The 23,494-nt window shown below is 68.9% G+C and carries 19 protein-coding genes and 1 tRNA gene; 9 read left to right on the top strand and 11 right to left on the bottom strand.

The annotated features are described in order from the left end of the window. Positions 1-15: 15 nt before the first annotated feature. On the top strand, positions 16-774 hold the full coding sequence (locus ACFYXH_RS17595) for a S1 family peptidase (protein WP_385309307.1): 759 nt from the start codon (positions 16-18) through the stop codon (positions 772-774). Positions 775-863: 89 nt separating this feature from the next. Here ACFYXH_RS17595 and ACFYXH_RS17590 read toward each other — a convergent pair whose 3' ends face one another. Then, a complete protein-coding gene (locus ACFYXH_RS17590) occupies positions 864-2,612 on the bottom strand; it encodes a beta-galactosidase (RefSeq protein WP_389563416.1) in 1,749 nt (582 codons plus the stop codon). Positions 2,613-2,917: 305 nt separating this feature from the next. On the opposite strand from ACFYXH_RS17590, the gene ACFYXH_RS17585 reads away from it, so the two are divergent. The 5 genes from ACFYXH_RS17585 to ACFYXH_RS17565 all read left to right on the top strand — a co-directional run bounded on the left by ACFYXH_RS17585 (position 2,918) and on the right by ACFYXH_RS17565 (position 9,900). Next, positions 2,918-3,796 (top strand): AraC family transcriptional regulator, encoded by an 879-nt coding sequence (locus ACFYXH_RS17585; protein ID WP_327322945.1) that lies wholly within the window; start codon positions 2,918-2,920, stop codon positions 3,794-3,796. 20 nt (positions 3,797-3,816) lie between these two features. Beyond that, complete coding sequence (locus ACFYXH_RS17580; protein ID WP_362676336.1) at positions 3,817-4,122, top strand: chorismate mutase; 306 nt, start codon at positions 3,817-3,819, stop codon at positions 4,120-4,122. Positions 4,123-4,304: 182 nt separating this feature from the next. Then, positions 4,305-6,794, top strand: a complete 2,490-nt coding sequence (pepN, locus tag ACFYXH_RS17575; protein ID WP_389563414.1) for an aminopeptidase N — start codon at positions 4,305-4,307, stop codon at positions 6,792-6,794. A gap of 296 nt (positions 6,795-7,090) precedes the next feature. Next, positions 7,091-8,491: a pyridoxal phosphate-dependent decarboxylase family protein gene (locus ACFYXH_RS17570; protein WP_389563412.1), complete on the top strand. Its 1,401-nt coding sequence runs from the start codon at positions 7,091-7,093 to the stop codon at positions 8,489-8,491. Then, a complete protein-coding gene (locus ACFYXH_RS17565) occupies positions 8,488-9,900 on the top strand; it encodes a lysine N(6)-hydroxylase/L-ornithine N(5)-oxygenase family protein (RefSeq protein WP_389563411.1) in 1,413 nt (470 codons plus the stop codon). The genes ACFYXH_RS17570 and ACFYXH_RS17565 overlap by 4 nt, the downstream gene beginning before the upstream one ends. Positions 9,901-9,919: 19 nt before the next feature. Here ACFYXH_RS17565 and ACFYXH_RS17560 read toward each other — a convergent pair whose 3' ends face one another. Beyond that, the gene (locus ACFYXH_RS17560) at positions 9,920-11,725 is read right to left on the bottom strand and encodes a bifunctional metallophosphatase/5'-nucleotidase (RefSeq protein ID WP_389563409.1); all 1,806 of its coding nucleotides are present in this window, start codon (positions 11,723-11,725) and stop codon (positions 9,920-9,922) included. Positions 11,726-11,893: 168 nt separating this feature from the next. Between ACFYXH_RS17560 and ACFYXH_RS17555 the strand changes: the two genes are divergently transcribed. Beyond that, positions 11,894-12,607, top strand: coding sequence for an SIMPL domain-containing protein (locus ACFYXH_RS17555; protein ID WP_389563407.1), 714 nt, complete (start codon positions 11,894-11,896; stop codon positions 12,605-12,607). Positions 12,608-12,766: 159 nt separating this feature from the next. After that, the gene (pyk, locus tag ACFYXH_RS17550; protein ID WP_389563406.1) at positions 12,767-14,200 is read left to right on the top strand and encodes a pyruvate kinase; all 1,434 of its coding nucleotides are present in this window, start codon (positions 12,767-12,769) and stop codon (positions 14,198-14,200) included. Positions 14,201-14,228: 28 nt separating this feature from the next. On the opposite strand, the gene ACFYXH_RS17545 is transcribed toward pyk, so the two are convergent. Together ACFYXH_RS17545 and ACFYXH_RS17540 are read right to left on the bottom strand one after the other, a co-directional pair. Continuing rightward, positions 14,229-15,017, bottom strand: a complete 789-nt coding sequence (locus ACFYXH_RS17545; RefSeq protein ID WP_389563404.1) for a helix-turn-helix domain-containing protein — start codon at positions 15,015-15,017, stop codon at positions 14,229-14,231. A gap of 87 nt (positions 15,018-15,104) precedes the next feature. Next, positions 15,105-15,187: transfer RNA gene (locus tag ACFYXH_RS17540), tRNA-Leu, on the bottom strand. A 93-nt stretch (positions 15,188-15,280) separates the two neighbouring features. Here ACFYXH_RS17540 and ACFYXH_RS17535 point away from each other — a divergent pair. Further along, positions 15,281-15,934, top strand: a complete 654-nt coding sequence (locus tag ACFYXH_RS17535) for a response regulator (protein WP_327322934.1) — start codon at positions 15,281-15,283, stop codon at positions 15,932-15,934. A 60-nt stretch (positions 15,935-15,994) separates the two neighbouring features. Here ACFYXH_RS17535 and ACFYXH_RS17530 read toward each other — a convergent pair whose 3' ends face one another. The 7 genes from ACFYXH_RS17530 to ACFYXH_RS17500 form a co-directional block, all read right to left on the bottom strand. Beyond that, a complete protein-coding gene (locus ACFYXH_RS17530) occupies positions 15,995-16,711 on the bottom strand; it encodes an ABC transporter ATP-binding protein (protein ID WP_327322933.1) in 717 nt (238 codons plus the stop codon). Further along, entirely contained in the window at positions 16,708-17,580 is an 873-nt protein-coding gene (locus ACFYXH_RS17525; RefSeq protein ID WP_389563898.1) for an ABC transporter ATP-binding protein, read from the bottom strand. Before ACFYXH_RS17525 ends, ACFYXH_RS17530 begins: the two co-directional genes overlap by 4 nt. 5 nt (positions 17,581-17,585) lie before the next feature. Continuing rightward, complete coding sequence (locus ACFYXH_RS17520) at positions 17,586-19,319, bottom strand: branched-chain amino acid ABC transporter permease (protein WP_389563401.1); 1,734 nt, start codon at positions 19,317-19,319, stop codon at positions 17,586-17,588. 5 nt (positions 19,320-19,324) lie between these two features. After that, on the bottom strand, positions 19,325-20,257 hold the full coding sequence (locus tag ACFYXH_RS17515; protein ID WP_389563400.1) for a branched-chain amino acid ABC transporter permease: 933 nt from the start codon (positions 20,255-20,257) through the stop codon (positions 19,325-19,327). Positions 20,258-20,357: 100 nt separating this feature from the next. After that, positions 20,358-21,587: a branched-chain amino acid ABC transporter substrate-binding protein gene (locus ACFYXH_RS17510; protein ID WP_389563398.1), complete on the bottom strand. Its 1,230-nt coding sequence runs from the start codon at positions 21,585-21,587 to the stop codon at positions 20,358-20,360. A gap of 879 nt (positions 21,588-22,466) precedes the next feature. Further along, on the bottom strand, positions 22,467-22,889 hold the full coding sequence (locus tag ACFYXH_RS17505) for a hypothetical protein (protein WP_385303292.1): 423 nt from the start codon (positions 22,887-22,889) through the stop codon (positions 22,467-22,469). A 50-nt stretch (positions 22,890-22,939) separates the two neighbouring features. Beyond that, entirely contained in the window at positions 22,940-23,416 is a 477-nt protein-coding gene (locus ACFYXH_RS17500) for a PaaI family thioesterase (RefSeq protein ID WP_389563396.1), read from the bottom strand. Between the last annotated feature and the right edge of the window lie 78 nt (positions 23,417-23,494).

Genomic DNA, 23,494 nt, shown 5'->3' with positions numbered 1-23,494 from the left:
TTGAAGAAGCAGTTTGTGCGAGTGCTCCAGAGATGCGCCGCCGCCGGCGCTGTCGTCCTCGCCGCCATCAGCCTTCAGCCCACCTCGTCCTCGGCCGCCACGGCGCCCGTCGTCGGCGGAACCCGCGCCGCTCAGGGCGAATTCCCGTTCATGGTCCGGCTCTCCATGGGCTGTGGCGGTGCGCTGTACGCCAAGAACATAGTGCTGACCGCCGCCCACTGTGTGAACGGTTCCGGCAACAACACCAGCATCACCGCGACCGCCGGCGTCGTCGACCTGCAGAGCTCCAGCGCCATCAAGGTCAAGTCGACCAAGGTCCTGCAGGCCCCCGGCTACAACGGCACCGGCAAGGACTGGGCGCTGATCAAGCTCGCCAAGAACATCGACCTCCCGACCCTGAAGATCGCCGACACGAAGGCGTACGACAACGGCACCTTCACGGTCGCCGGCTGGGGCGCGGCCACCGAGGGCGGCGGCCAGCAGCGCTACCTCCGCAAGGCCCAGGTGCCGTTCGTCTCCGACGCCAGCTGTAAGCAGGCGTACCCCGAGCTCGTGTCCGGCGAGGAGATCTGCGCCGGGCTCAAGCAGGGCGGCGTGGACACCTGCCAGGGTGACTCCGGCGGCCCGATGTTCCGCAAGGACAACAACAACGCGTGGATCCAGGTCGGCATCGTGAGCTGGGGCGAGGGCTGCGCACGGCCCAACTTCCCGGGTGTCTACACCGAGGTGTCCACCTTCGCCGCCGCCATCAAGTCCGCGGCGGCAGGCCTCTAGTTACCGGGGCTTCGCTGGTTGGCTCCGCCCGGGCCCCCGTACGGTCTGCGGCCGTGCGCGGGGTCCGGGGCGGAGCCCCAGGGAAAAGGTCACCCCAGACAGACGGACGTCCCTGCCGCCTCCAGCTCCAGCACCCACACCTCGTTCGTGCCCACGCGCAGCACCGGCCCGGGAACGTACAGCGTGTGCTGCGGGCCCGCCGACCAGTATCGGCCGAGATTGAAGCCGTTCACCCAGACGAAACCCCGTGTCCAGCCCGGCAGTTCCAGCGACGCGTCGCCGGGCTCGCTCACCTCGAACGAGGCCCGGTACAGGCCCGTCGACCCGTCCTCGGCCGACGCGCGGAACGGCACCTTCGTGACCGCGTCCGGCTCCTCGAAGGCATCCAGCCGCAGCCCCCGCGCCCGTACGCCGTGCAGATACTGCCGCTCGTGCAGTACACCTCCGGCAATGCCCTTGGGCTCGCCCGTGCGCGGCCCGTAGTTGACGCGCCCCAGCGACTCCACCCACAGCTCCACCGCGGCGGGCCCGGCCACCGGCTCCTCGAGCGCGTCGTCCTCGCCGCTCAGCACCCCGGCCCGCACCCCGTCGACATACACGACGGCCAGGTCCCGCAGGCCGGACACGCCCAGCGGGTACGGCTGCCGCGGGCCCGGAACACCGACCCGGTAGCGGACCAGACCGCGGTCCACGCCCAGCTCCTCGAACGTGGGCGGAACGGGCCCCTCCGACTCATCGTCGCCGAGCGTCTCCAGTACCTCGTCGAGCGGCGCCCACTTGGTGAGTTCCACCCGCACCGGCGCACCCAGAGCGGCGGGCGCGGGTGGCAGCTCCGGCAGCGGACCCGCCTGGAACAGCGCGAGCACGTCCCGGAACAGCCGGAACTTCTCCGTCGGCCGCCCGTACTCGTCGATCGGCGCGTCGTAGTCGTACGACGTGACGTCCGGCTGGAGCCCGCCCATGTGCAGCGCGCCGCCACCCCGGTTGGCCCCCGCCCAGCCGGCGAAGTTCGTGCCGCCGTGTGCCATATAGACATTGACCGAGGCGCCGCACTCAAGGATCTCGCGCAGCGCCGCCGCGGCATCCGCCGGGTCCCGTACGACATGCTCCCCGCCCCAGTGGTCGAACCAGCCGCACCAGAACTCCATGCACATCAGCGGCCCCTGCGGCTGATGGCGGCGCAGCGTCCGGAAGCTCTCACGGGCCCCCGACCCGAAGTTCACCGTTGCCAGCACCCCGGGCACCGAGCCGCCGGTGAGCATATGGTCCTCCGGTCCGTCGGAGGTGAACAGCGGCACGGTCACCCCGCAGCCCCTCAGCAGATCCACGAGATGGCGCAGATAGCCCTGGTCGGAGCCGTAGCTGCCGTACTCGTTCTCGACCTGCACCATGATCACCGGGCCGCCGAGCCCGATCTGCCGCTCCACCACCTGCGGCAGCAGCCGGGTGAACCACCGCTCCACATGCCCCAGATACTCGGCGTCATCCGTGCGCACCCGCCGTCCGAGCCGTCCGGTCAGCCAGTGCGGCAGCCCGCCGTTCTCCCACTCGGCGCAGATGTACGGCCCCGGCCGCACGATCGCCGACAGGCCTGCCGCCTGTGCGGCGTCCAGGAACCGGCCCAGCGCGTCGGCGTCCGCGTACCGGCCGGGCTCCGGCTCATGCAGATTCCACGGGACGTACGTCTCGACGCAGTTGAGGCCCATGGCCCGCAGCATCGCCAGCCGGTGGTCCCACTGCGCCTCGTGCACCCGGAAGTAGTGCAGCGCTCCCGACAGCAGCCGCACGGGCCGCCCGTCCACCAGGAAGTCCGTATCACCCACAGTGAACTCAGCCACCGTCCACCCCCCTTTGCGCTCGGTTCACCTCCGGGCGCTCGTACCCGTTGTCGACGTTCCTCGACACTGCACCGCTCGTTCCTCGCTCGCTGGGTCTCGTCGCTTTCGCTGTGTCCATCAGCAGCCTTCGGCCGCGGGCGGCGCGCCCTTCGGCTCACTCGCTGGACCGGGCGAACCCGGAGAGGAACCCGCGCCCACCATCGCCCCCTGGCGGCGAGCCGGTCCATGGACAAAGATCGGCGCTGTTTGGACGCAACGTCGGACGCAAGGTCGGCACCCGGCGCCCAGGGAGAGGACAGAGGCGGATGTACCACACCTGGATGCGCTATTTCACCCCGAGCCCCGTCCAGCACCGCCTCGGTCTGGCCTGTCTCGGCGTCGGCCTCCAGCACGGTGTCCTGCCCACCGTCGGACCCCGCACCCTCGACCACCATGTCGCCGTCGTGATCAGTGCCGGCCGCGGCTGGTTCCGCGGCCCCGACGGACGGCGCGCCACCGTGACCGCGCCCGCTCTGATCTGGCTCACGCCCGGCGTTCCGCACCACTACGGTCCCGATCCGGCAGGCGGCTGGGACGAGAGCTTCGTCGACTTCACCGGGCCCGCGACCGCCACCTACACCGAACTCGGCTACATCGAGCCGGACCGGCCCGTCGTCCCGCTCTCCGACGCCGCCGGGGCCCGCGCCGCCGTCGGCCGTATCGCCCGCGCCGCACGCCGCGGCAACCCGCTCCTGGAGGTCGAGACCGGCGCCGCCGTCCATGAACTCCTGGTCGCCCTGCGCCGCGCCCGCGCCGACACCAACACCGAGGGCGACCCGGTGCTCACCGCACTCGCGCGTGACGCCTTCCAGCCGCTGTCCGTCGCCGAACACGCGGCCAGGCACGGGATGACCCCCGCCGAACTGCGCAGCGCCGTTCGCCGCGGCGCGGGCTGCAGCCCCAAGGACTACCTGCTCGGCATCCGCCTCGGCCGCGCGAAGGAACTGCTCGCGGCCACCGAACTGCCCGTCGCCGCCGTCGCCCGCCGCATCGGCTACGAAGACCCGGCCTACTTCTCCCGGCTGTTCACCCGCCGTGTCGGCATCGCGCCCATCCGCTTCCGTGAGCAGCAGGGCCGCACCGTCCCCGGCGGCTGGAGCAACCAGATCCCGGACCCCGAACACCCCCCGACGATCACCACGTGATCGACGTAAGCTCGCTGACCATGACCACGAGGGACACCGACGAGACCGTACGCGCCGAACTGAACAGGCTGCGCGAGAGCATCGACAACATCGACGCGGCGGTCGTCCATATGCTCGCCGAGCGCTTCAAGTGCACCCAGCAGGTCGGCCACCTCAAGGCGCGGCACCATCTGCCGCCCGCCGACCCGGCCCGCGAGGCCCGCCAGATCGAGCGGCTGCGGCAGCTGGCGGAGAGCGCCAAACTGGATCCGGCGTTCGCCGAGAAGCTGCTGAACTTCATCATCGCCGAGGTCATCCGCCACCACGAGACGATCGCCCGCTCCTGACCGCACCGCTCCTGACCGCACCGCTCCTGACCGCACCGCCCCTGCATACTTCCTCAGGGCGAAAGAGCCGCACGCTGCCGGGGGACTTGCCGGTCGAGGCCCCGGCGCGTGGAAGCGCGTGCGCTGACAGCGCAATCAATACCCCGTGTGCGGAGCAGGACCCATCGGGCAGCATGGCCCCCATGCCCGTACTGACGCGCGACGAAGCGCAGACCCGAGCCCAGCTCCTCGACGTCCAGCGGTACACGATCGACCTCGATCTCACCACCGGCGAGGAGACCTTCGACTCCCGAACCGTCATCCAGTTCACCGCACGTGCGGCCGGGGACACCTTCGTCGAACTCAAGCCCGCCGTACTGCGCTCCGTCACCCTCGACGGGCAGCCGCTCGACCCCGAGAAACTGGCCGAGAACCGGCTCGCGCTCACCGGCCTCACCGCGGGCGAGCACGAGCTGCGCGTCGAGGCGGACATGCGCTACTCCCGCACCGGCGAAGGCATGCACCGCTTCACCGACCCCACCGACGGTGAGACGTACGTCTACACCCAGCTCTTCATGGAAGACGTCCAGCGCGTCTTCGCCGCCTTCGACCAGCCCGACCTCAAGGCCGTCTTCGAGCTCTCCGTCACCGCGCCCGAGGGCTGGAGCGTGCTGGGCAACGGCATCGCCACCCCGAGCGGCGAAGGCCGCTGGACCTGCGCGGAAACGCCGCCGCTCGCCACCTACTTCGTCGCCGTCGCCGCCGGCCCCTGGCACTCCGTGCGCAGCGAGCACGCCGGACTGCCCTTCGGTATCCACTGCCGCCGCTCGCTGGCGCCGTACCTCGACGCGGACGCCGAGGAGATCCACGAGATCACGCGCCAGTGCTACGACCGGTACCACGAGAAGTTCGAGGAGCCGTACCCCTTCGACTCGTACGACCAGGCCTTCGTGCCCGAGTTCAACGCCGGCGCGATGGAGAACCCGGGCCTGGTCACCTTCCGCGACGAGTTCATCTACCGCTCCGCCGTCACCGACACCGAGCGGCAGACCCGCGCCATGGTCATCGCCCACGAGATGGCCCATATGTGGTTCGGCGACCTCGTCACCCTCAAGTGGTGGGACGACATCTGGCTGAACGAATCCTTCGCCGAATACATGGGCTACCAGACCCTCACCGAGGCCACCCGCTTCACCGACACCTGGGTCGACTTCGGCATCGGCCGCAAGTCCTGGGGTTACGACGCCGACCAACGGCCCTCCACCCACCCGGTCGCCCCCGACCCCGAAGCCGTCCCCGACACCGCGTCCGCGATGCTCAACTTCGACGGCATCTCCTACGCCAAGGGCGCCTCGGCGCTGCGCCAGCTGGTGGCCTGGCTGGGCGAGAAGGACTTCCTCGCCGGTATCAACACCCACTTCGCCCGGCACAAGTTCTCCAACGCCACCCTCGCCGACTTCATCGACTCACTCGCACATGCCACCGACCGAGATGTGCACGGCTGGGCCGAGTCCTGGCTGCGTACGACAGGTGTCGACACCCTCACCCCGGCGATCGCCGAGTCCGAGGGCGGATGGTCGCTGACCGTCGCGCACGACGGCAGCCGCCCGCACCGCATCGCCGTGGGCACATACGACGCCGACCCGGTGGACGCGGGCCGGCTGGTGCTGCGCGACCGCATCGAACTGGACATCCCGCAGAGCCGGAACGGCGCCCACCCGGGCCGCCGCCCGGCCCTCGTCGTCCTGAACGACGGCGACCTCAGCTACGCCAAGGTCCGGCTGGACGCCGCCTCCTGGGACACGGCCGTACGGTCCCTCTCCGGCATCCCGGACCCGCTGACCCGCGCCGTCGTCTGGAACGCCGCGCGCGACATGGTCCGCGACGGCGAGCTCGCCCCCACCGCCTATCTGGAGGCGGCCCGCGCCCACCTCCCGCGCGAGTCGGACCTCGCGGTCGTCCAGGGCATCCTCACCTTCGCCGCGACGCAGCTCGCCGACCGCTACCTCCCCGCCGAGGACCGGCCCGCCGCCCTCGCCGCGCTCAGGGACATCTGCCGCGCACTGCTGCGCCGCACCGAGGACGGCAGCGACCAGGGCCTGCGCCTCACCGCCGTACGCCACTTCATCGACGCCGCCGCGCAGCCGGAGACGCTCCAGGAGTGGCTCGGCGACGGCAGCGTGCCCGGCGGCCCGGAGCTCGACCCGGAGCTGCGCTGGCGCATCCTGTACCGCCTCGCCGTCCTCGGCGCGACCGACGACACCGCGATCGCCGCGGAACTGGACCGGGACCCCAGCGCCACCGGCCAGGAAGGCGCGGCCCGCTGCCGCGCCGCACTGCCCACTCCGGAGGCGAAGGCGGCCGCCTGGGAACGTCTCTTCACCTCCGACACCCTCTCCAACTACCTCTTCACCGCCACAGCCCAGGGCTTCTGGCAGCCCGAACAGGCCGATCTGGTACGCGAGTACGTGCCCCGCTACTACCCGGACTCGGTCGCGCTCGCCGCCCGCCGCGGACCCGCGATAGCGGATGCCGCGGGCCGCTATGCCTTCCCGCTGCACGCCGTGGACGCGGAGACGCTGGGGCTGGGCGAGCAGTGTCTGCGCGACGCGGAGATGATCCCGGCGCTGCGCCGCAAGCTCGTCGACCAACTCGACGATCTGCGCCGAGCGTTGGTGGTACGCGGCGGGTAGCCGGTGGGCCGGGGGCTGCGCCGCCCCCGGACGCCCCTCGGGCGTGTCCTCAATCGCCGGGCGGGCTGAATTCCAGCCCGTCCGGCACGCGGCGGAGCCGCACATCAGCACAGCGGGACGGGGCGGGACGGGGAAACGGAACCCCACCCGCCATACCAGCGACCCCCACCCCAACTCCCCCCTTCCCCACCGCGGTACCACTTTCGGGTCCGGATCGTTGAGCTCTGCGGACACCCCACGGGATCACCCGTACACCCTGGGGTTGTGCCACCTCCGCGCTCCCCGAAGGACCCCGCATGAGTACGCCGCCCCCTGGCCCGGCCCTCGCCGGAGGCACCGCAGGACCCGACGCCCTGCGGCCGCTGCTCGCCGTCGTGCTCGACGCACTCCACGACGGCGCGGCGGAACGCGGCGGGCCGCTCCCCGCAGGCGGCCCCGAGACCGTCGCCGCGCGGCTGCGCGAGGCCGCCGAGCCGCTGCTCCCCGAGCGCGGCACCGGCGCCGAAGAGGCCCTCCGCAGCCTCGTCCACGCCGTCGCGCAGGGCGCGGCCGACCCGGCGGACCCGCTGTGCGCCGCCCATCTGCACTCCCCGCCACTCGCACTCGCCGTCGCCGCCGATCTCGCCGCGTCCGCGCTCAACCCCTCCATGGACTCCTGGGACCAGGCCCCCGCCGCCTCCGAGCTGGAGGCCGCCGCCACCCGCACCCTCGCCGCCGAGATCTACCCGCGCGGGCCCGACCCCGACGCCCTGGTCACCACCGGCGGCACCGAGTCCAACCAGCTCGCCCTGCTGCTGGCCCGCGAACGCCACGGCGCCGTCCAGGTCGTCTGCGGAGCCGGCACCCACCACTCCGTACACCGCGCCGCCTGGCTGCTGGGCCTGCCCGAGCCGGTCACCGTCCCCGCCCCCTCCGGCACCCTCGACCTGGCCGCCCTGGACGACGCCCTCACCGATCTGTACGGCCCGCTCCTCGTCGCCGCCACCGCGGGGACCACCGACACCGGGCGAATCGATCCGCTGCCCGAGATCGCCGACCTCTGCGAGCGGCACGGCGCCGAGCTCCATGTCGACGCGGCCTACGGCGGGCCGCTGCTCTTCAGCGCGTCCCGCCGCTCCCTGCTGAACGGCCTGGACCGAGCCCACTCCGTCACCATCGATCTGCACAAAATGGGCTGGCAGCCGGTCGCCGCAGGTCTGCTCGCCGTACCGAACCGGGCCCGCCTCGCCCCACTCGGCCACACCGCCGACTACCTCAACGCCGACGACGACACCGAAGCCGGCCTGCCCGACCTGCTGGGCCGCTCCCTGCGTACGACCCGACGCCCCGACATCCTCAAGATCGCCGTCACCCTCAGAGCGCTGGGCCGCACCGGCCTCGGCGCACTCGTCGACCGCACCTGCGCCGCCGCCCACCACCTCGCCGACCTCATCGAGAAGACCCCCGGCCTCGAGCTGTACGAGCGGCCCACGCTCTCCACCGTCCTGTTCCGACCGGCCACCGCCACCGACGAACGGACCGCCGACATCCGCCGCACGCTCCTCGCCAAAGGCCGCGCGGTCCTCGGCCGCGCCCGCGCGGACGACCGCCTCTGGCTCAAGGCCACCCTCCTCAACCCCCACGCCACCCCCGGCGACCTGGCAGCTCTGATCCAAGAAGTCCTGATCGAACTCGCGGAAGGCAGCACCCCCCGATGACCGGCACGCCCCCGACCGAACTCGCTCAGCCCCAAGACCTCGTGGGCATCGGTATCGGCCCGTTCAACCTCTCCCTCGCCGCGCTCGCCGATCGCGTCCCCGGCGGTATCGCCGCCACCTTCTACGAGCAGCGGCCCGCCTTCCACTGGCATCCCGGCCTGCTGATCGAGGGCGCGACGCTCCAAGTCCCCTTCCTCGCCGACCTGGTGACCCTCGCCGACCCGGCCAGCCCCTGGTCGTTCCTCAACTACCTGCGCGCCCGGGACCGGCTCTTCCCCTTCTACTTCGCCGAGCGGTTCCACATCCAGCGCTCCGAGTACGACGACTACTGCCGCTGGGTCAGCGACCATCTCCCGAGCCTGCACTTCGGCCACCAGATCGACGCCGTCCGCTGGAACCCCGAACGCTCCCTCTTCGAGGTCGACTTCACCCAGCTCGACGCCGACGGCGGGGCGGAGGCGCTGGGCCGCGCGTACAGCCGGCACATCGCGCTCGGCGTCGGCACCGAGCCGTACATCCCCGAACCGCTCAAGCCCCTCGCCGAAGCCCCCGCCGTCCCGGTCATCCACTCCGCGGACTATCTCGACAACCGGCAACGACTGCTGGCCGCCGAACACATCACGATCATCGGCTCGGGACAGTCGGGCGCCGAAGTCTTCCTCGATCTGCTGCGCGCCCGGCCCGAGGGAGCCGAGAAAATCCACTGGCTGGCCCGTTCCGAGGCGTTCGCGCCGATGGAGTACTCCAAACTCGGCCTCGAACACTTCACGCCCGACTACACCCGCTACTTCCACGCCCTGCCCGAGCGGACCCGCGACGCGCTCGTCCCACGCCAGTGGCAGCTCCACAAGGGCATCGACGCCGACACCATCGCCGCGATCCACGCCGAGCTCTACCGCCGCACCCTGCACGGCGGCTGGCCCGACGCCGTCCTCACGCCCGGCGTCTGTGTACGCACCGCGGGCCGCGTCGCCACCACCAAGATCGAACTCCACCTCGAGCACGTCCAGCAGGGCACCCGCACCCGCCTCACCACCGACGCCGTGGTCCTCGCCACCGGCTACCGCGAGCGCCCGCTCGACCGGATGCTCGCCGGTATCGACCCCTATGTGCGCCGCGACGCGGCAGGCCGACCGCACATCGACGACCAGTTCCGGCTCGTCCTCGACGGCTCGGTCACCGGCTCCGTATACGTACAGAACGCCGAACGGCACACGCACGGCGTCGGCGCCCCCGACCTCGGCCTCGCGGCCTGGCGCAGCGCGAGCATCCTCAACTCCCTCACCGGCAAGGAGCCCTACCCGCTGCCGCGCCGCACCGCCTTCACCAGCTTCGGCCTGGAACGACGCGAGGCGCCCGGCATCCCCGCACCGGCGCCGGAGCTGACGCCCCTCGCCCGGGGAAACTGAACGCCTCGCGACGAAACCGCTAGAAGACGGGCGTGCCGTCCCGGGTCAGCTTCCAGCCCACCGTCGCGAACTGCGCGGAGTCGACCGTGCCCTTCGCCTTCACCCAGTTGATGATCGTGTTCCGGATCTCCTCCGAATTCGCCCACAGCTGCTGGGCCTTGGCCACATGCGGGAAGTTCCCGCCGCCACTCGCCCGGTAGTTGTTGACGGCCAGCACGAACTGCGCCGCCGCGTCGATCGGCCTGCCGTCGAAGGACAGATTCACGATCCGCGAACCCGCCGGCTTGGCGACGTCGATCTCGTACGTCAGACCCGAGACCGCGTCGTAGTTGTAGTCCGGAGTGTTGTCGGCGTTGGTCAGCTTGGCGGTGTCGACGGGACCGCCGGCCGGCGTCTGCACGTAGTACCGCGCCGAGAACTCCAGATAGTCCTTCAGCTGCCCGCCGGTCAGCAGCCGCGCCTCCAGGGTGTTCTCGAAGACATAGAGCCCGGCCGCGTCCCTGATGGTCACCTGGCCGGCCGGGATCGCCGCCGTGCGCGAGAAGCAGGACGCCTGCGAGAGGACGGGAAGCGCCGCGTACTGGCCGCCGGCCAGCGCCGCCTTCACCGTCTCCGCCTGGACGTGATTGATCAGATCGATGATCGGCTCGTCCTTCCACGGCGCGTCGGCCGTGGTCATGGCGGTGGTGGAGGTGCCGATGACCTGATTGACGTACGCGACGACCTTCTTGTGCTCGTCGCCGAGCAGCCCGGTGATCTTCGGGTCCTCGTCGGCCGTATTGGAGTTGAGAACCTGCGCGCCGACCTTCTCCACCGTCCAGCGGCCCTTCTCCCACACCAGATCGAAGTCGAACAGCGTGAGCCGCTGGCCCCACTTCAGCGGCTCGGAGAGCACGACCTTCTTACCGGTCTCCTTGTTGGCGACGAAGTACTCGGCGATCTCGGTGTGCGCGTGGCCGACGAGAATCGCGTCGATACCGGGCACCTGCTCCGCCACCAGACCGGCGGCATTCTCGATGTACGGGAGCTGGTCACCGTAGGAGGACGTGCCGCTGGAGCCCGAGTGGGCGGAGACAATCACCACGTCCGCGCCCATGGAGCGCAGCTTCGGCACCCACTTCGCGGCCTGCTCCTCCAGACCCGGGAAAGTCATCTTCCCCTGAACGTTGGCCTTGTCCCAGATGGCGATGCCGGGGTTGGTGAGGCCGAGGACGGCGACCTTCACATCGCGGCCGCAGGGCGTGCGCAGCCGGTGCATGCTGTACGGACGGAAGGCTGGCCGGAGCGTCTTGGCGTCCAGCGCGTTCGCACCGAGCAGCGGGAAGTCGCACTGCTCCTCGAACTTGCGCAGCACCGGAATGCCGTAGTTGAACTCGTGGTTGCCGAGCGCCGCGGCGTCATAGCCGATCGCGTTCATGGCCTGCGCCATCGGGTGCACCGGACCGCGCTTCGCCGTGATCGGGTCGACCTTGGCGTAGTAGTACGAGAGCTGGGTGCCCTGGATGGTGTCACCGGCGTCGATGAGGAGCGTGTTGCGCCGGCCCTTCTCCTTGCGGACCTTCTCCACGAGCGTCGAGATCTTCGCCAGGCCCACGTCGTTGTGGGTCTTGTCGTCGAACTCCTTGTCCGTGAAGTAATCCCAGTTGAAGACATTGCCGTGCAGGTCCGTGGTGCCCATGACGGTGAAGGAGTACCGCTTCGGCGGACGCCCCTGGCTGTGGCCCTGCTCGACCGCCCCGGCAGGCAGGGCGGTGGCGCCCGCGACGGCCACACCGGCCCCGGCGGCGGCCGACCGCTCCAGGAACGTCCTACGGTTCAGCGGCATTTCGTCTCCCTCGTATCGGTGCACAACGCGCGTAGATTCTGACGCAGGAGCAGTATCCGGCAACACCCCTCGCGGGTTTCGATCTGGTGTCCGCCGGTTGTCCCGCCCGGGATGCGAGAGTGTCCATGACGTCCGCCGGCACAACCACGAAGTACGAGGGAGCCTCCCGTGACCACCGACGCACCCAACACCGCCGCGCCGTACGGCACACCGGAGACGCCGCGCGTCGCCGTACGCGGCGAGGCGCGCCTGGAGTTCGACCCCGAAATCGCCAGGATCGGCGTCGCGGTCAACGCACGCGGCACGGACCGGCGCAGCGCGCTGGAGGACCTCACCCGCCGCAACTCCGCAGTCCTTGACCTGATCAAGTCCTACGGCGAATCGGTGGAGAAGCTGGAGACCGGCGCCTTCTCGATCACTCCGGAGCTCACGCGGCACGGCCGCGGCGAACGCGTCCGCGCCTACTACGGCCGCGTCCACATCACCGCCGAGCTCAGCGACTTCACCGCGCTCGGCGAGCTCACCACACGCCTCGCGGACCTTGAGCTGACCCGAGTGGACGGCCCCTGGTGGGCCCTGCGCCCGGACTCGCCGGCCCATGGCGAGGCCCGCCGCCAGGCGGTGAAGGAGGCCGTCCAGCGGGCCCGCGAGTACGCCGAGGCCCTGGGTGCGCGGCTGGCCGCTCTGGTAGAGCTGGCCGATCTCGGCGCGGAAAACGCCGTCGAGTACGGACTGCCTCCGACGCCCGGCGGCATGCGCATGGCCGCATACGGCGGCACCGACAGCGCCGAAATGGCCCCGGCCCTCGATCTGGAGCCGCAGCGCCAGACCGTCTACGCCCAGGTCAACGCCCGCTTTACGATGACGCCGCCGCAGCTGTAACAGGGGCGCGTGCCCCGGGGGTGCGCTCCGGCGACCGAAATGCTCATCGGAGCGCCCCCGCGCGCAATTCAACACTTGTCAATAGGGCTTCACGTAAAGGTTGTTGAGTAGTCATGCGCGGCCAATTCTCTACCGGCCGGTAAGCCCTACGCTCGAATCATGCGCCGAGCAAAGATCGTCTGTACTCTTGGGCCCGCCACCGACACATACGACCAGATCAAGGCACTGGTCGAAGCCGGAATGGACATCGCCCGCTTCAACCTCAGCCACGGCACCTACGCCGAGCACGAGGAGCGCTACCAGCGCGTACGCAAAGCCTCCGACGAATCGGGCCGCAGCGTCGGCGTACTCGCCGACCTTCAAGGTCCGAAGATCCGACTCGGACGCTTCCGCGAAGGACCCGTACTGCTTGAACGCGGCGATGAATTCACCATCACGGTCGAAGAGACGGAAGGCGACCGCGAAATCTGCGGCACCACCTACCAAGGCCTCGCCGCCGATGTCACCACCGGAGAGCGCATCCTCGTCGACGACGGCAAGGTCGCCCTCCTGGTGACCGCGGTCGACGGCCCCCGAGTCCACACCACCGTCGTCGAAGGCGGCATGGTCTCCGACCACAAGGGCCTCAACCTCCCCGGCGTGGCCGTCTCCGTACCCGCGCTCTCCGAGAAGGACATCGAAGACCTCCGCTGGGCACTGCGTATCGGCGCCGACATCATCGCCCTCTCCTTCGTACGCACCGGACGCGACGCCGACGACGTGCACCGCATCATGGCGGAGGAAGGCCGCCGTCTTCCCGTGATCGCCAAGATCGAGAAGCCCCAGGCCGTCGAGAACATCGACGACATCGTGGCCGCTTTCGACGGCATCATGGTCGCCCGCGGCGATCTCGGCGTGGAAATGCCCCTCGAACAGGTGCCGATCGTCCAGAAGCGCGCCATCAAACTCGCCAAGCGCAACGCCAAGCCAGTCATCGTCGCGACCCAGATGCTCGACTCGATGATCGACAACTCCCGCCCCACGCGCGCGGAGGCGTCCGACGTCGCCAATGCCGTCATCGACGGCACCGATGCCGTGATGCTGTCGGGCGAGACGAGCGTCGGGAAATACCCCGTCGAGACGGTGAGGACAATGAGCCGCATCGTCGAGGCGGCCGAGGAGGACGTCCTCGCCAAGGGCCTGCCGCCGCTGACCGAGCGCAACAAGCCCCGTACACAGGGCGGCGCGGTGGCCCGAGCGGCAGCCGAGATGGGCGACTTCCTGGGCGCGAAGTTCCTGGTCGCCTTCACACAGTCCGGCGACACCGTCAGGCGACTCTCCCGCTACCGCTCGCCGATCCCACTGCTGGCCTTCACACCGGACGCGGCCACCCGCTCCCAGCTCAACCTCACCTGGGGCGTGGAGACCTTCCTCGGCCCGCACGTCGACTCCACCGACGCCATGGTGGCCCAGGTCGACGAGGAGCTGCTGAAGATCGGCCGCTGCGAAAAGGGCGACATCGTGGTCATCACAGCCGGCTCCCCGCCCGGAGTCGCGGGCTCAACGAACCTCGTACGGGTACACCACATCGGCGAGGACGACAGCCCGAAGTAGGTGCGGGTACGTCTGTCGGGCCGGGGCGTCAGTACTTCGGCCCGACGTGTGCGTCCATCAGCGCGACAGACGCGCGCTTGGCGACGGAGATGTTGTACGGCTTCCCTGCGCGGGTGCAGTGCTTCCACTCGATGCCGAGCTTGTCGAGAGTGTCCGTGTAGAGCTGCCGGATGTCGTCCGAGACATTGGTGAACCAGTAGCGGGGATATTCGTAGCGCTTCCGCTCGCCGCCGACGAGGCGAGTGGTCCAGTTCATGTTCCGGCATCCGTCGGAGTGGATGAGGCCGCGGACGAACTCCCACGGGTGCGCGTCCACGATCTCCTGCTGCCAGGACTCCAGGATGATTGGCCGCTCGTGCTTCATGCCTGCTCCGTGCTGGGGGAACATGCACCACAGGTGGTTCGAGTAGACCTTCACGTTGCGGCACCCGGTCCTGCGGACGCGGCAGACTGAGTTGTCCGGGAAGATTGCGCGCATCGCGCGCTCACACTCGTCCATCAGGCCTGGCCAGGACTCGGCGCAGGTGATCATGAGGCTGGGCACTCTGTGTCCTGAGTACTGGATGATGTGCCCGTCCCCGAGGTAGAGCCCGAGAAGGTAGGAGTATGCGGCCTCATCGAGCTCTCGGCCATCGCACCGAGGGCACTTGGGGTCGTGTTTGCCTGGACACTCTCCGCGCTTGGCGCGATCCATGTGCAGCCAGTAGCTGACGGTGCCGGGCGGGACATCCAGCTGGCGGGCTACCTCCGCATTCTTCGTCCCGCCTCGCAGCAGCGTGAGGGCTTGCTGTCGCACCTCTGTGCCATGGAAGTTCATGCCGCCACTCTGTGTGACTGATTGTGGCGACGAGCAGCAAAAAGCGGATGTTCACGAGAACGTGGACATCCGCTTTCTGGGAAGAAGTGCCGGGTGCGGGATTCGAACCCGCAAGCCCTCTCAGGCAGAGGTGTTTGAGACCTCCGTGTATACCGTTCCACCAACCCGGCGCGATCAGCTGCCCGGAAGTGTACCGGGTCACCACACGCCGCTGCTGCTGGGTAGGCTCATGGTGAGCACCCTGCCTTTGAATGAGGAGTCCCGTGACCGCCCCCGACTCGCCCCAGCCCGTCGCCGATGACGACAAGTCGCACGTCCCTCCGCTGACGACCCGCGTCGTGATCGCCGAGGACGAGGCGCTCATCCGGCTCGACCTCAAAGAGATGCTCGAGGAAGAGGGCTACGCGGTCGTCGGCGAGGCCGGTGATGGTCAGCGGGCCGTCGAGCTCGCCCGGGAGCACCGCCCCGACCTGGTCATTCTCGATGTGAAGATGCCCGTCCTGGACGGGATCTCCGCGGCCGAGAAGATCGCCGAGGAGTCCATCGCTCCCGTCCTGATGCTGACCGCGTTCTCGCAGCGCGATCTCGTGGAGCGGGCCCGGGACGCCGGAGCCATGGCGTATCTGGTGAAGCCGTTCAGCAAGAGCGACGTCGTGCCGGCGATCGAGATGGCCGTCTCCCGGTTCGCCGAGCTGAAGGCGCTGGAGCAGGAGGTCGCGGATCTCTCGATGCGGCTGGAGACGCGGAAGCTGGTCGACCGTGCGAAGAGCATTCTGCAGACGCAGTACGGGCTGACGGAGCCCGCGGCGTTCCGGTGGATCCAGAAGACCTCGATGGACCGGCGGCTGTCGATGCAGCAGGTTGCCGAGGCGGTCATCGAGGACGCCGAGGAGAAGAAGGCCGCGAAGGGCGAGTAGGGCATACGGAGAGGCCCGCACCCCGGGCTCGGGGTGCGGGCCTCTCCGTATGCGTACGGCTCAGTCCTCGCCGAGATACGTCTTGCGGACGTTCTCGTCGTGCAGCAGGTCCTGGCCGGTGCCCGTCAGTTTGATTTCGCCGACCTCCATCACATGGCCGTGGTCGGCCAGCGAGAGGGCGGCCTGGGCGTTCTGCTCGACGAGCAGGATGGTGGTGCCCTGGGACTTCAGTTCGACGATGGTCTCCATGATCTTCTGCATCATGATCGGGGAGAGACCCATCGACGGCTCGTCCAGCATCAGCAGCTTCGGCTGTGACATGAGCGCACGGCCCATCGCCAGCATCTGCTGCTCGCCGCCCGAGAGGGTGCCGGACGCCTGCTTCCTGCGCTCTCCCAGGATCGGGAAGAGGTCGTAGGCGCGCTGGATGTCCTTCTCGATGCCCGCCTTGTCGGTGCGCAGGAAGGCGCCGAGCTGGAGGTTTTCGGCGATCGTCAGCCGCGGGAAGATGTGCCGTCCCTCGGGCGAGTGGGCCAGGCCCAGCGAGACGATCTTGTGGGCCGGAACGCCGCTCAGCGGCTTGCCGTCGAAGATGATCCGGCCGCCGGAGGGCTTGAGGAGCCCGGACAGCGTCCGCAGGGTGGTGGTCTTGCCCGCACCGTTGGTGCCGATGAGGGTGACGACCTGGCCGGCCTCGACGCTGAAGGAGATGCCCTTGACGGCTTCGATCTTGCCGTAGGCGACCCTGAGGTCTTCGACCTCGAGCAGAGCGGTCACTGGGTTTCCCCTTCCGTGCTGGTGGTGCTCTGTGCTTCGGCCGCCTCGACTTCGGCGACCTCCGCTGCGCCCGGTGCGCCTTCGAAGGGCGTACCGAGGTAGGCGGCGATGACGCGCTCGTCACCCTGGACGACTTCGGCCGTGCCCTCGACGAGCTTCTCGCCCTGGACGAGGCAGGCGACGCGGTCGCACAGATTGAAGATGAAGCGCATGTCGTGCTCGATGACGAGAACGGCGATGCCCTGGTCCCGGATGGCGAAGATGAGTTCTTCGGTGACCCGGGTTTCCTGCGGGTTCATTCCGGCGGTGGGCTCGTCGAGGAGCAGCAGGCCGGGCTCGCTGGCCAGGGCGCGTGCGATTTCGAGCTTGCGCTGCTCGCCGTAGGGGAGGTTGCGGGCGAGGTGATCGGCCTTGTGGGCAAGGCCGATGAACTCCAGCAGCTCCATGGCTCGCTCGTGCGAGGCGGCTTCGGCCTTCTTGAAGCCGGGGCCGCGCAGCAGGGCGGACCAGAGGCCCTCCTTGGTCCGGGTGTGGCGTCCGACGAGGACGTTCTCCAGGACCGTCATGTTGGCGAAGAGCCGGATGTTCTGGAAGGTGCGGGCGACGCCTGCCTTGGTGACGAGGTGGGGCTTGGGCGGCAGGACGGTGCCCTTGTAGGTGACCTTGCCCTCGGTGGGGACGTACAGACCGGTGAGGCAGTTGAAGAAGGTGGTCTTGCCGGCGCCGTTGGGGCCGATGAGGCCGACGATCTCGCCCGCCCGGACCGTGAGGTCGACCGAGCGCACGGCGGTGAGGCCGCCGAAGCGCATGGTGACTCCGCTGGCGTCCAGCACGGTGTCGGTCGTGGTGTTCGTGGTGGTGGTCGTCATGTCCTTCACGCCCCCGCCTTGGCGATGCCGACGCCGGAGTCCGGAAGGCCCTTGTCCGGGACGTCGAGTTGGTCGGTCTCGTGGAATTCGAGCTGGGCGCGGCGGTTGGCGATGAGGCCCTCGGGACGGAAGCGCATCAGCAGGATCAGCGCGATGCCGAAGCCGAGGAGCTGGTAGTCCTGGAGGAACTGCAGCTTCGCCGGGATCATGTAGAGCAGGGTGGCGCCGACCAGTGGTCCGCTGATGGTGCCCATGCCGCCGAGGATGACGGCCGCCAGGAGGAAGGCGGAGTTGGGCGGGACGGGGCCGGCGAACTGGTACATCTCGGGGACCACGGTGTGCTGGACGTGTGCCTGCACGGTGCCGGCGAGGCCGGCGAGGGTGGCGCCGAGGGCGAAGGCGATGAGCTTGACCCGGAAGCCGTTGATGCCCATGGCGGTTGCGGCGGTCTCGTCCTCGCGGATGGCGACCCAGGCTCGGCCGATACGGGAGCTGCCCGCCCGGCTGAAGACCAGGATGACCAGGATCATCGCGAGCAGCATCAGCAGGTAGTAGTTGGCGTAACTGCCGAGCTCGATGCCCAGGATCGTGTGGGGCTCGCCGAAGTTGAAGCCGAAGAACACGAGGTCCGGGATGTTGGGGATGCCGTTCGGGCCGTTGGTGATCTGCGGTCCCGATACGCCGTCGAGGTTGCCCACGGTGATTCGGAAGATTTCACCGAAGCCGAGGGTGACGATGGCGAGGTAGTCGCCGCGCAGTCGCAGGGTCGGAGCGCCGATGACGACGCCGAAGATCAGCGAGACGGCGGCGCCGGTGAGGACGGCGGCCCAGAAGGGGAAGTGCACATCGAAGGCGGACGCCGTTGTCCCGGAGACGAGGGCGGCGGTGTACGCGCCGACGCCGAGGAAGGCGACGTATCCGAGGTCGAGGAGTCCCGCGAGACCGACGACGATGTTCAGGCCCAGGGCGACGGTCGCGAAGATGAGGATGTTGACCGCGATGAGCGTGTACGTGTCGGTGTTCTGGGTGAACGGGAACGCCGCGGCGGCGACGAAGGCGGCGATGAGGGTCACCTGGCGGTACTTGGCGGTGAGCGCCGAGAGCCGCCCGACGAGGCCGGCCTTGGAGAGCGCGGCGGCGGCGAAGGCGACGGCGATGAGGTAGCCGGTGAACAGTTCGGCGTACTCGGTGTCGATGCCGTAGGTGATCACGTACATGCCGACGGCGAAGGAGCCGACGATGATCAGGATCTCGGCCCAGGAGGGGAGGGCCTTGGGCCGGGAGACCGTGCGGCTGTCGTCCGGCAGCATGAACGCCGTGGCGACGGGGAGCGCGGAGGCCACGGCGGCGACGTAGCCACCGGGTTCGAGGTTGATCACACCGCCGAGCTCGACGGCGATGGCGATCACGGCGAACCAGGTGGTGCCGAAGGCGCCGAGGGCCAGCAGCTTCAGGGCATTGGTCGTGCCGGCCGGCGCGAGCCAGCCCAGCCCCTTGATGCCCAGCGAGGCCAGCGCGTACAGGACGATGACCAGGCCCATCACGAGGGTGAGGACCTGCAGGCCGCCCGGGTAGCCGTAGACGGTGAGGTCTCCGGGGAACTTGCTGGTGTACGTCCAGGACAGGAAGGTGCTGAGGATGGTGGCGAGGCCGCCGACCGCGGTGAGCCAGCGGAGTGCGGTGGCGCGGGAGGCGCTGTCCGCCGGGGCGGCGTCGGCCGTCTTGGTGGTGTCAGTCATGGTTCTCACGCCCGATCCGCGACGCGCTCACCGAGCAGACCTTGTGGCCTGACGAGAAGCACGACGATGAGAAGTACGAAAGCCCAGACGTTGGACCAGGCGCCGCCGCCGAGCTGCTGCATGCCGGGGATCTCTTCGATGTAGGCGATCGAGAGGGATTCCGCGAGGCCCAGGACGACGCCGCCGACCATGGCTCCGTAGATGTTGCCGATGCCTCCGAGGACTGCGGCGGTGAACGCCTTCAGTCCGAGGATGAAGCCCATCTCGAAGTTGATCTGGCCCTTGTCGAGGCCGTAGGCGACCGCGGCGACCGCGGCGAACGCGGCGCCGATGGCGAAGGCCATCACGATGATGCGGTCCGTGTTGATGCCCATCAGCTTCGCGGTGTCCGGGTCCTGCGCGGTGGCCTGCATGGCGCGGCCGCTGCGGCTCTTCGAGACGAAGATGCCGAGGCCGAGCATGCACAGCGGGGCGAGGACGAGGACGAAGGCGTCGGCGCGCTGGATCGACAGGTTGTCCAGGATCTTGAAGGACTCACCCGTGAACTCCGGGAAGCTCCTGGCCTTCTTGGCGTCCGGGTAGAAGCCCCAGACGAGCTGCTGCAGGGCGATGGAAAGGCCGATCGCGGTGATCAGCGGGGCAAGCCGTGGCGCGGTGCGAAGCGGCCGGTAGGCGAAGCGTTCCGCGGCGGTGGCGACGGCGACGGAGGCTATTGCGCCGCCGATGATCATGAGGGGTATCGCCACCAGGAGTGAGGTTCCGCTGGGGAGCCAGATGTAGGTGGTGAGGGCGCCGAAGCCCCCGATCATGAAGATCTCGCCGTGGGCGAAGTTGATGAGCTGGACGATGCCGTAGACCATGGTGTACCCGATGGCGATGAGGCCATAAAGGGCACCGAGGGCAAGGCCGTTGGCCAGCTGTTGCGGCAGTTCGTTCACCGCAGGGCCTCCGATGAGCGTGTCGGATATGACACCGCGCGAGGGCGCTTGTTGCGCCCTCGCGCGGTCTGGTTCATTTGGTGCGGGGCAATGCGGTGGATCAGTCCTTGAACGTGGCGCTCTTGACGTCCGCCCAGTTGCTGCCCTTGACGGCGTAGACGGTGAGCTGCTTGTTCGTGGTGTCACCGAACTCGTCGAAGGCGACCTTGCCGGTCACACCGTCGAAGGAGACCTTGGACATGGCCTCGGTGACCTTGGCGCGGGCGTCGGCCGGCACCTTGCCGTCGTTGGCGGCGACGACAGACTTGACGGCCTGGATGATGGACCAGGCGGCGTCGTACGAGTAGCCGCCGTACGCCGCGTACGGGTCCTTGTAGCCGCCCGCCTTGTAGTCGTCGATGAACTTCTTGGCGGTCGGGAGCTTCTCGACCGGGTAGCCGACGGACGTCGCGAGGTCGCCGTCGTTCGCCTCACCGGAGGCCTTGATGAACGCGGGGTCGTAGATACCGTCGCCACCCATGGTGGGGATCTTCGCTCCGGCCTTCTTGACCTGGTCGGAGAGGAGACCGCCCTCGGGGTACTGGCCACCGAAGTAGACCGAGTCGGCACCGGAGGACTTGACCTTGTCGGCGGTGCTGGAGAAGTCGGTCTCCTTCACCGTGACGTGGTCGGTGCCGGCGATGGTGCCGCCGAGACGCTTGAACTCGTCGGCGAAGATCGCGGCGAGGCCGGCGCCGTAGGTCTGCTTGTCGTCAACGACGTAGACCTTCTTCTTCTTGGCGTCGTTGTACAGGTACTGGGCGGCGAACTTGCCCTGGATGACGTCCGTGGTGGCGGTACGGAAGTACGTCTTGAACGGACGCTTCTTCTCGCCCTTGCCCCACTTGTCGCCCTGGGTCAGCGACGGGTTGGTGTTGGCCGGAGAGACCTGCGTGAGGTTCGCCGTGTTGAAGACGCCCTGCATCGACTGCGAGACGCCGGAGTTCAGCGGGCCGACTACGCCCAGAACGTCCTTGTTGCCTACGAGCTTGGTGGCATTGGCCTGGCCGGAGGCAGGAACTGCCTGGTCGTCGTAGGATTCGACCTTGAATTCAATGCCGGGGACTTCGTTGTTCTTGTTCGCGGTCTTGGCTGCAAGGTCCACGGAGTTCTTGATCCCCTGGCCCAGTGCGGACAGCGAGCCCGTCAACGGTGCGTCGACACCGATGACCACAGTGGTCTTGTTGCCGCTGTCGGTCCCCTTGCTGTCGTCGCGCGAGCCGCAGGCGGAGAGTGTGAGTGCTCCCGTGGTGACCACGGTGGTGAGGATGAGCAAGGAACGCTTTCGCACGATAAATCCTTTCCCTGGCGCGGCACCTCTCCTGAGGTGCCGTTTGGTCGCCGGGCCGTACTGGGGGGTACACGGCCGTGCTGTGATGCGCCCGGCGGCGCGGTGACTGGCGGTGACTCTAAGCGGAGGTGGCGGGGTCAGGGAGGCAGGGCGACAGGATGTGACGTTCTTGTTATGCCGAGGCCAAGGCTCCGTGGTGGGACTGTGGACAGATCGGGCTTTCCGCGTCCCGGAGTTTTGACCACATGGTGAGAACGTGCAGTTCCGCTAAGGGGATTGAGTTGATCTTGGTGCCAGCGGCCCGGAGGGGGCGCGGAGAGCCCCGGCGAGATCGGCAGCGTGGGCCCGGTTGAGAACGGAGCCCGGATTCTTGATTGCGTCTTTGTTACGTAGCGTTACATCGCGGAAGGGCAGTTTCATGTCGCGGGGGATCCCCGTGCAGCTTCGCGCCGTGGCTTGAACAGTGATGTTGCGGGTCGTACCAGGGCGTATGGCGAAGGGTGGGGCCGGCGGGACGCTGGTCTGCGTCGTGGCGACATGGCCGGCGGATGCGTAATCGGTAATCGGTGATCGATGATCGGTGATCGGTGATCCGCAGGCGATGGCGAGCCGAAGGCGCGGTGTGAAGACGCGGGCGCTGACGTCCGATTGGCCGATCGGCCCCTCGTATGCGATACGCGTGACGAGCCCGGGTGCGGGTCCGGGTGCGAGCCCGAGTTCGGCTCGGGCCGGTGCGGGACGAGCTGCGCCGTGGCGGGGCCAGAGCGGTGGCCGCGGCGGCGGCGAGCGCGGGGCGAGGCCAACGAGCCGTCCGGTAATCGGTGTTGGCGTTGCAGATGATCTCGGGGGACTCGGTGCGCGGACCCCCGGTGGACGGTTCTACCGGTCCGATGACGCCGCTGGTTTCGGCGGACGCCAGTTCTCCGAGCTGCCGGTCGCGCCGTTCTGGGCAGCGCACTTCTGCCGGGCCTGGACATCGATCAAGGCGAGGGCCGCGACACGGCCTTGGCGCTTTTCCTCGGCACGGGCCGCGGCGACGATCTCCTCATGAATGGCGTACTGCTCGTTGGACAGCCCCTTCTGCTCCCAGTCGATTCCCGACCACTTGCTGCCTTTGAGTGTCTCTTTCGCCCAGTAGGAAACGAGACTTGTGCATATATCGGCGGGTGAGGACTTCTGCGGTACGGGTGTTGACGTGGCGGGCTGCCCGGACGAGGAGGATTCCGTGCAGCCCGCGACGGCAAGCGTGACCAGAAGTGCGTAGGTGGCGTACCCGACCGAGATGTGCGGCTTGGTCCCCATGGGGGCACGCTAGGCCGTCACGATCGGTGACACAACAAGCCTGCGGAGGATCAGCTGCCGGCCCCGGCCGGCCCGCCGGCGTCGCGCAGCAGACAGGTCAGCCGGGCCGTGCAGACCCGCTTGTCCTGCTCGTCGGTGATGACGATCTCGTACGTGGCGGTGGAGCGGCCGCGATGCACCGGTGTGGCGACTCCGGTGACCAGGCCGGAGCGGACGCCGCGGTGGTGGGTGCAGTTGAGGTCCACACCGACGGCGATCTTGGAGGTCCCGCCGTGCAGCATCGAGCCGATCGAGCCGAGGGTCTCGGCCAGCACGGCGGACGCGCCGCCGTGCAGCAGTCCGTAGGGCTGGGTGTTGCCCTCGACGGGCATCGTGCCGACGACGCGGTCGGCCGAGGCTTCGACGATCTGCACGCCCATGCGCTCGCCCAGATGGCCGGCGGAGAAGAGCGCGGGCAGATCGACCCCGAGCGCGGCGTATTCGTCGATGACCTCTTGCGGGAATTTCACATTGGTCTGCTCGCCCATGGGGCCCGGCTCCGATCGTCAGTACGTTGCGTGCTGTGTGCACCGTCTTATCAGATGCCTGAGCGAACGCTTAGACGG

This window comes from Streptomyces sp. NPDC002730, from assembly GCF_042888805.1.
In the GTDB taxonomy this organism is placed as follows: domain Bacteria; phylum Actinomycetota; class Actinomycetes; order Streptomycetales; family Streptomycetaceae; genus Streptomyces.
The sequence above is the reverse complement of the archived record's forward strand: the minus strand, read 5'-3'. Positions and strand labels throughout refer to the sequence as shown.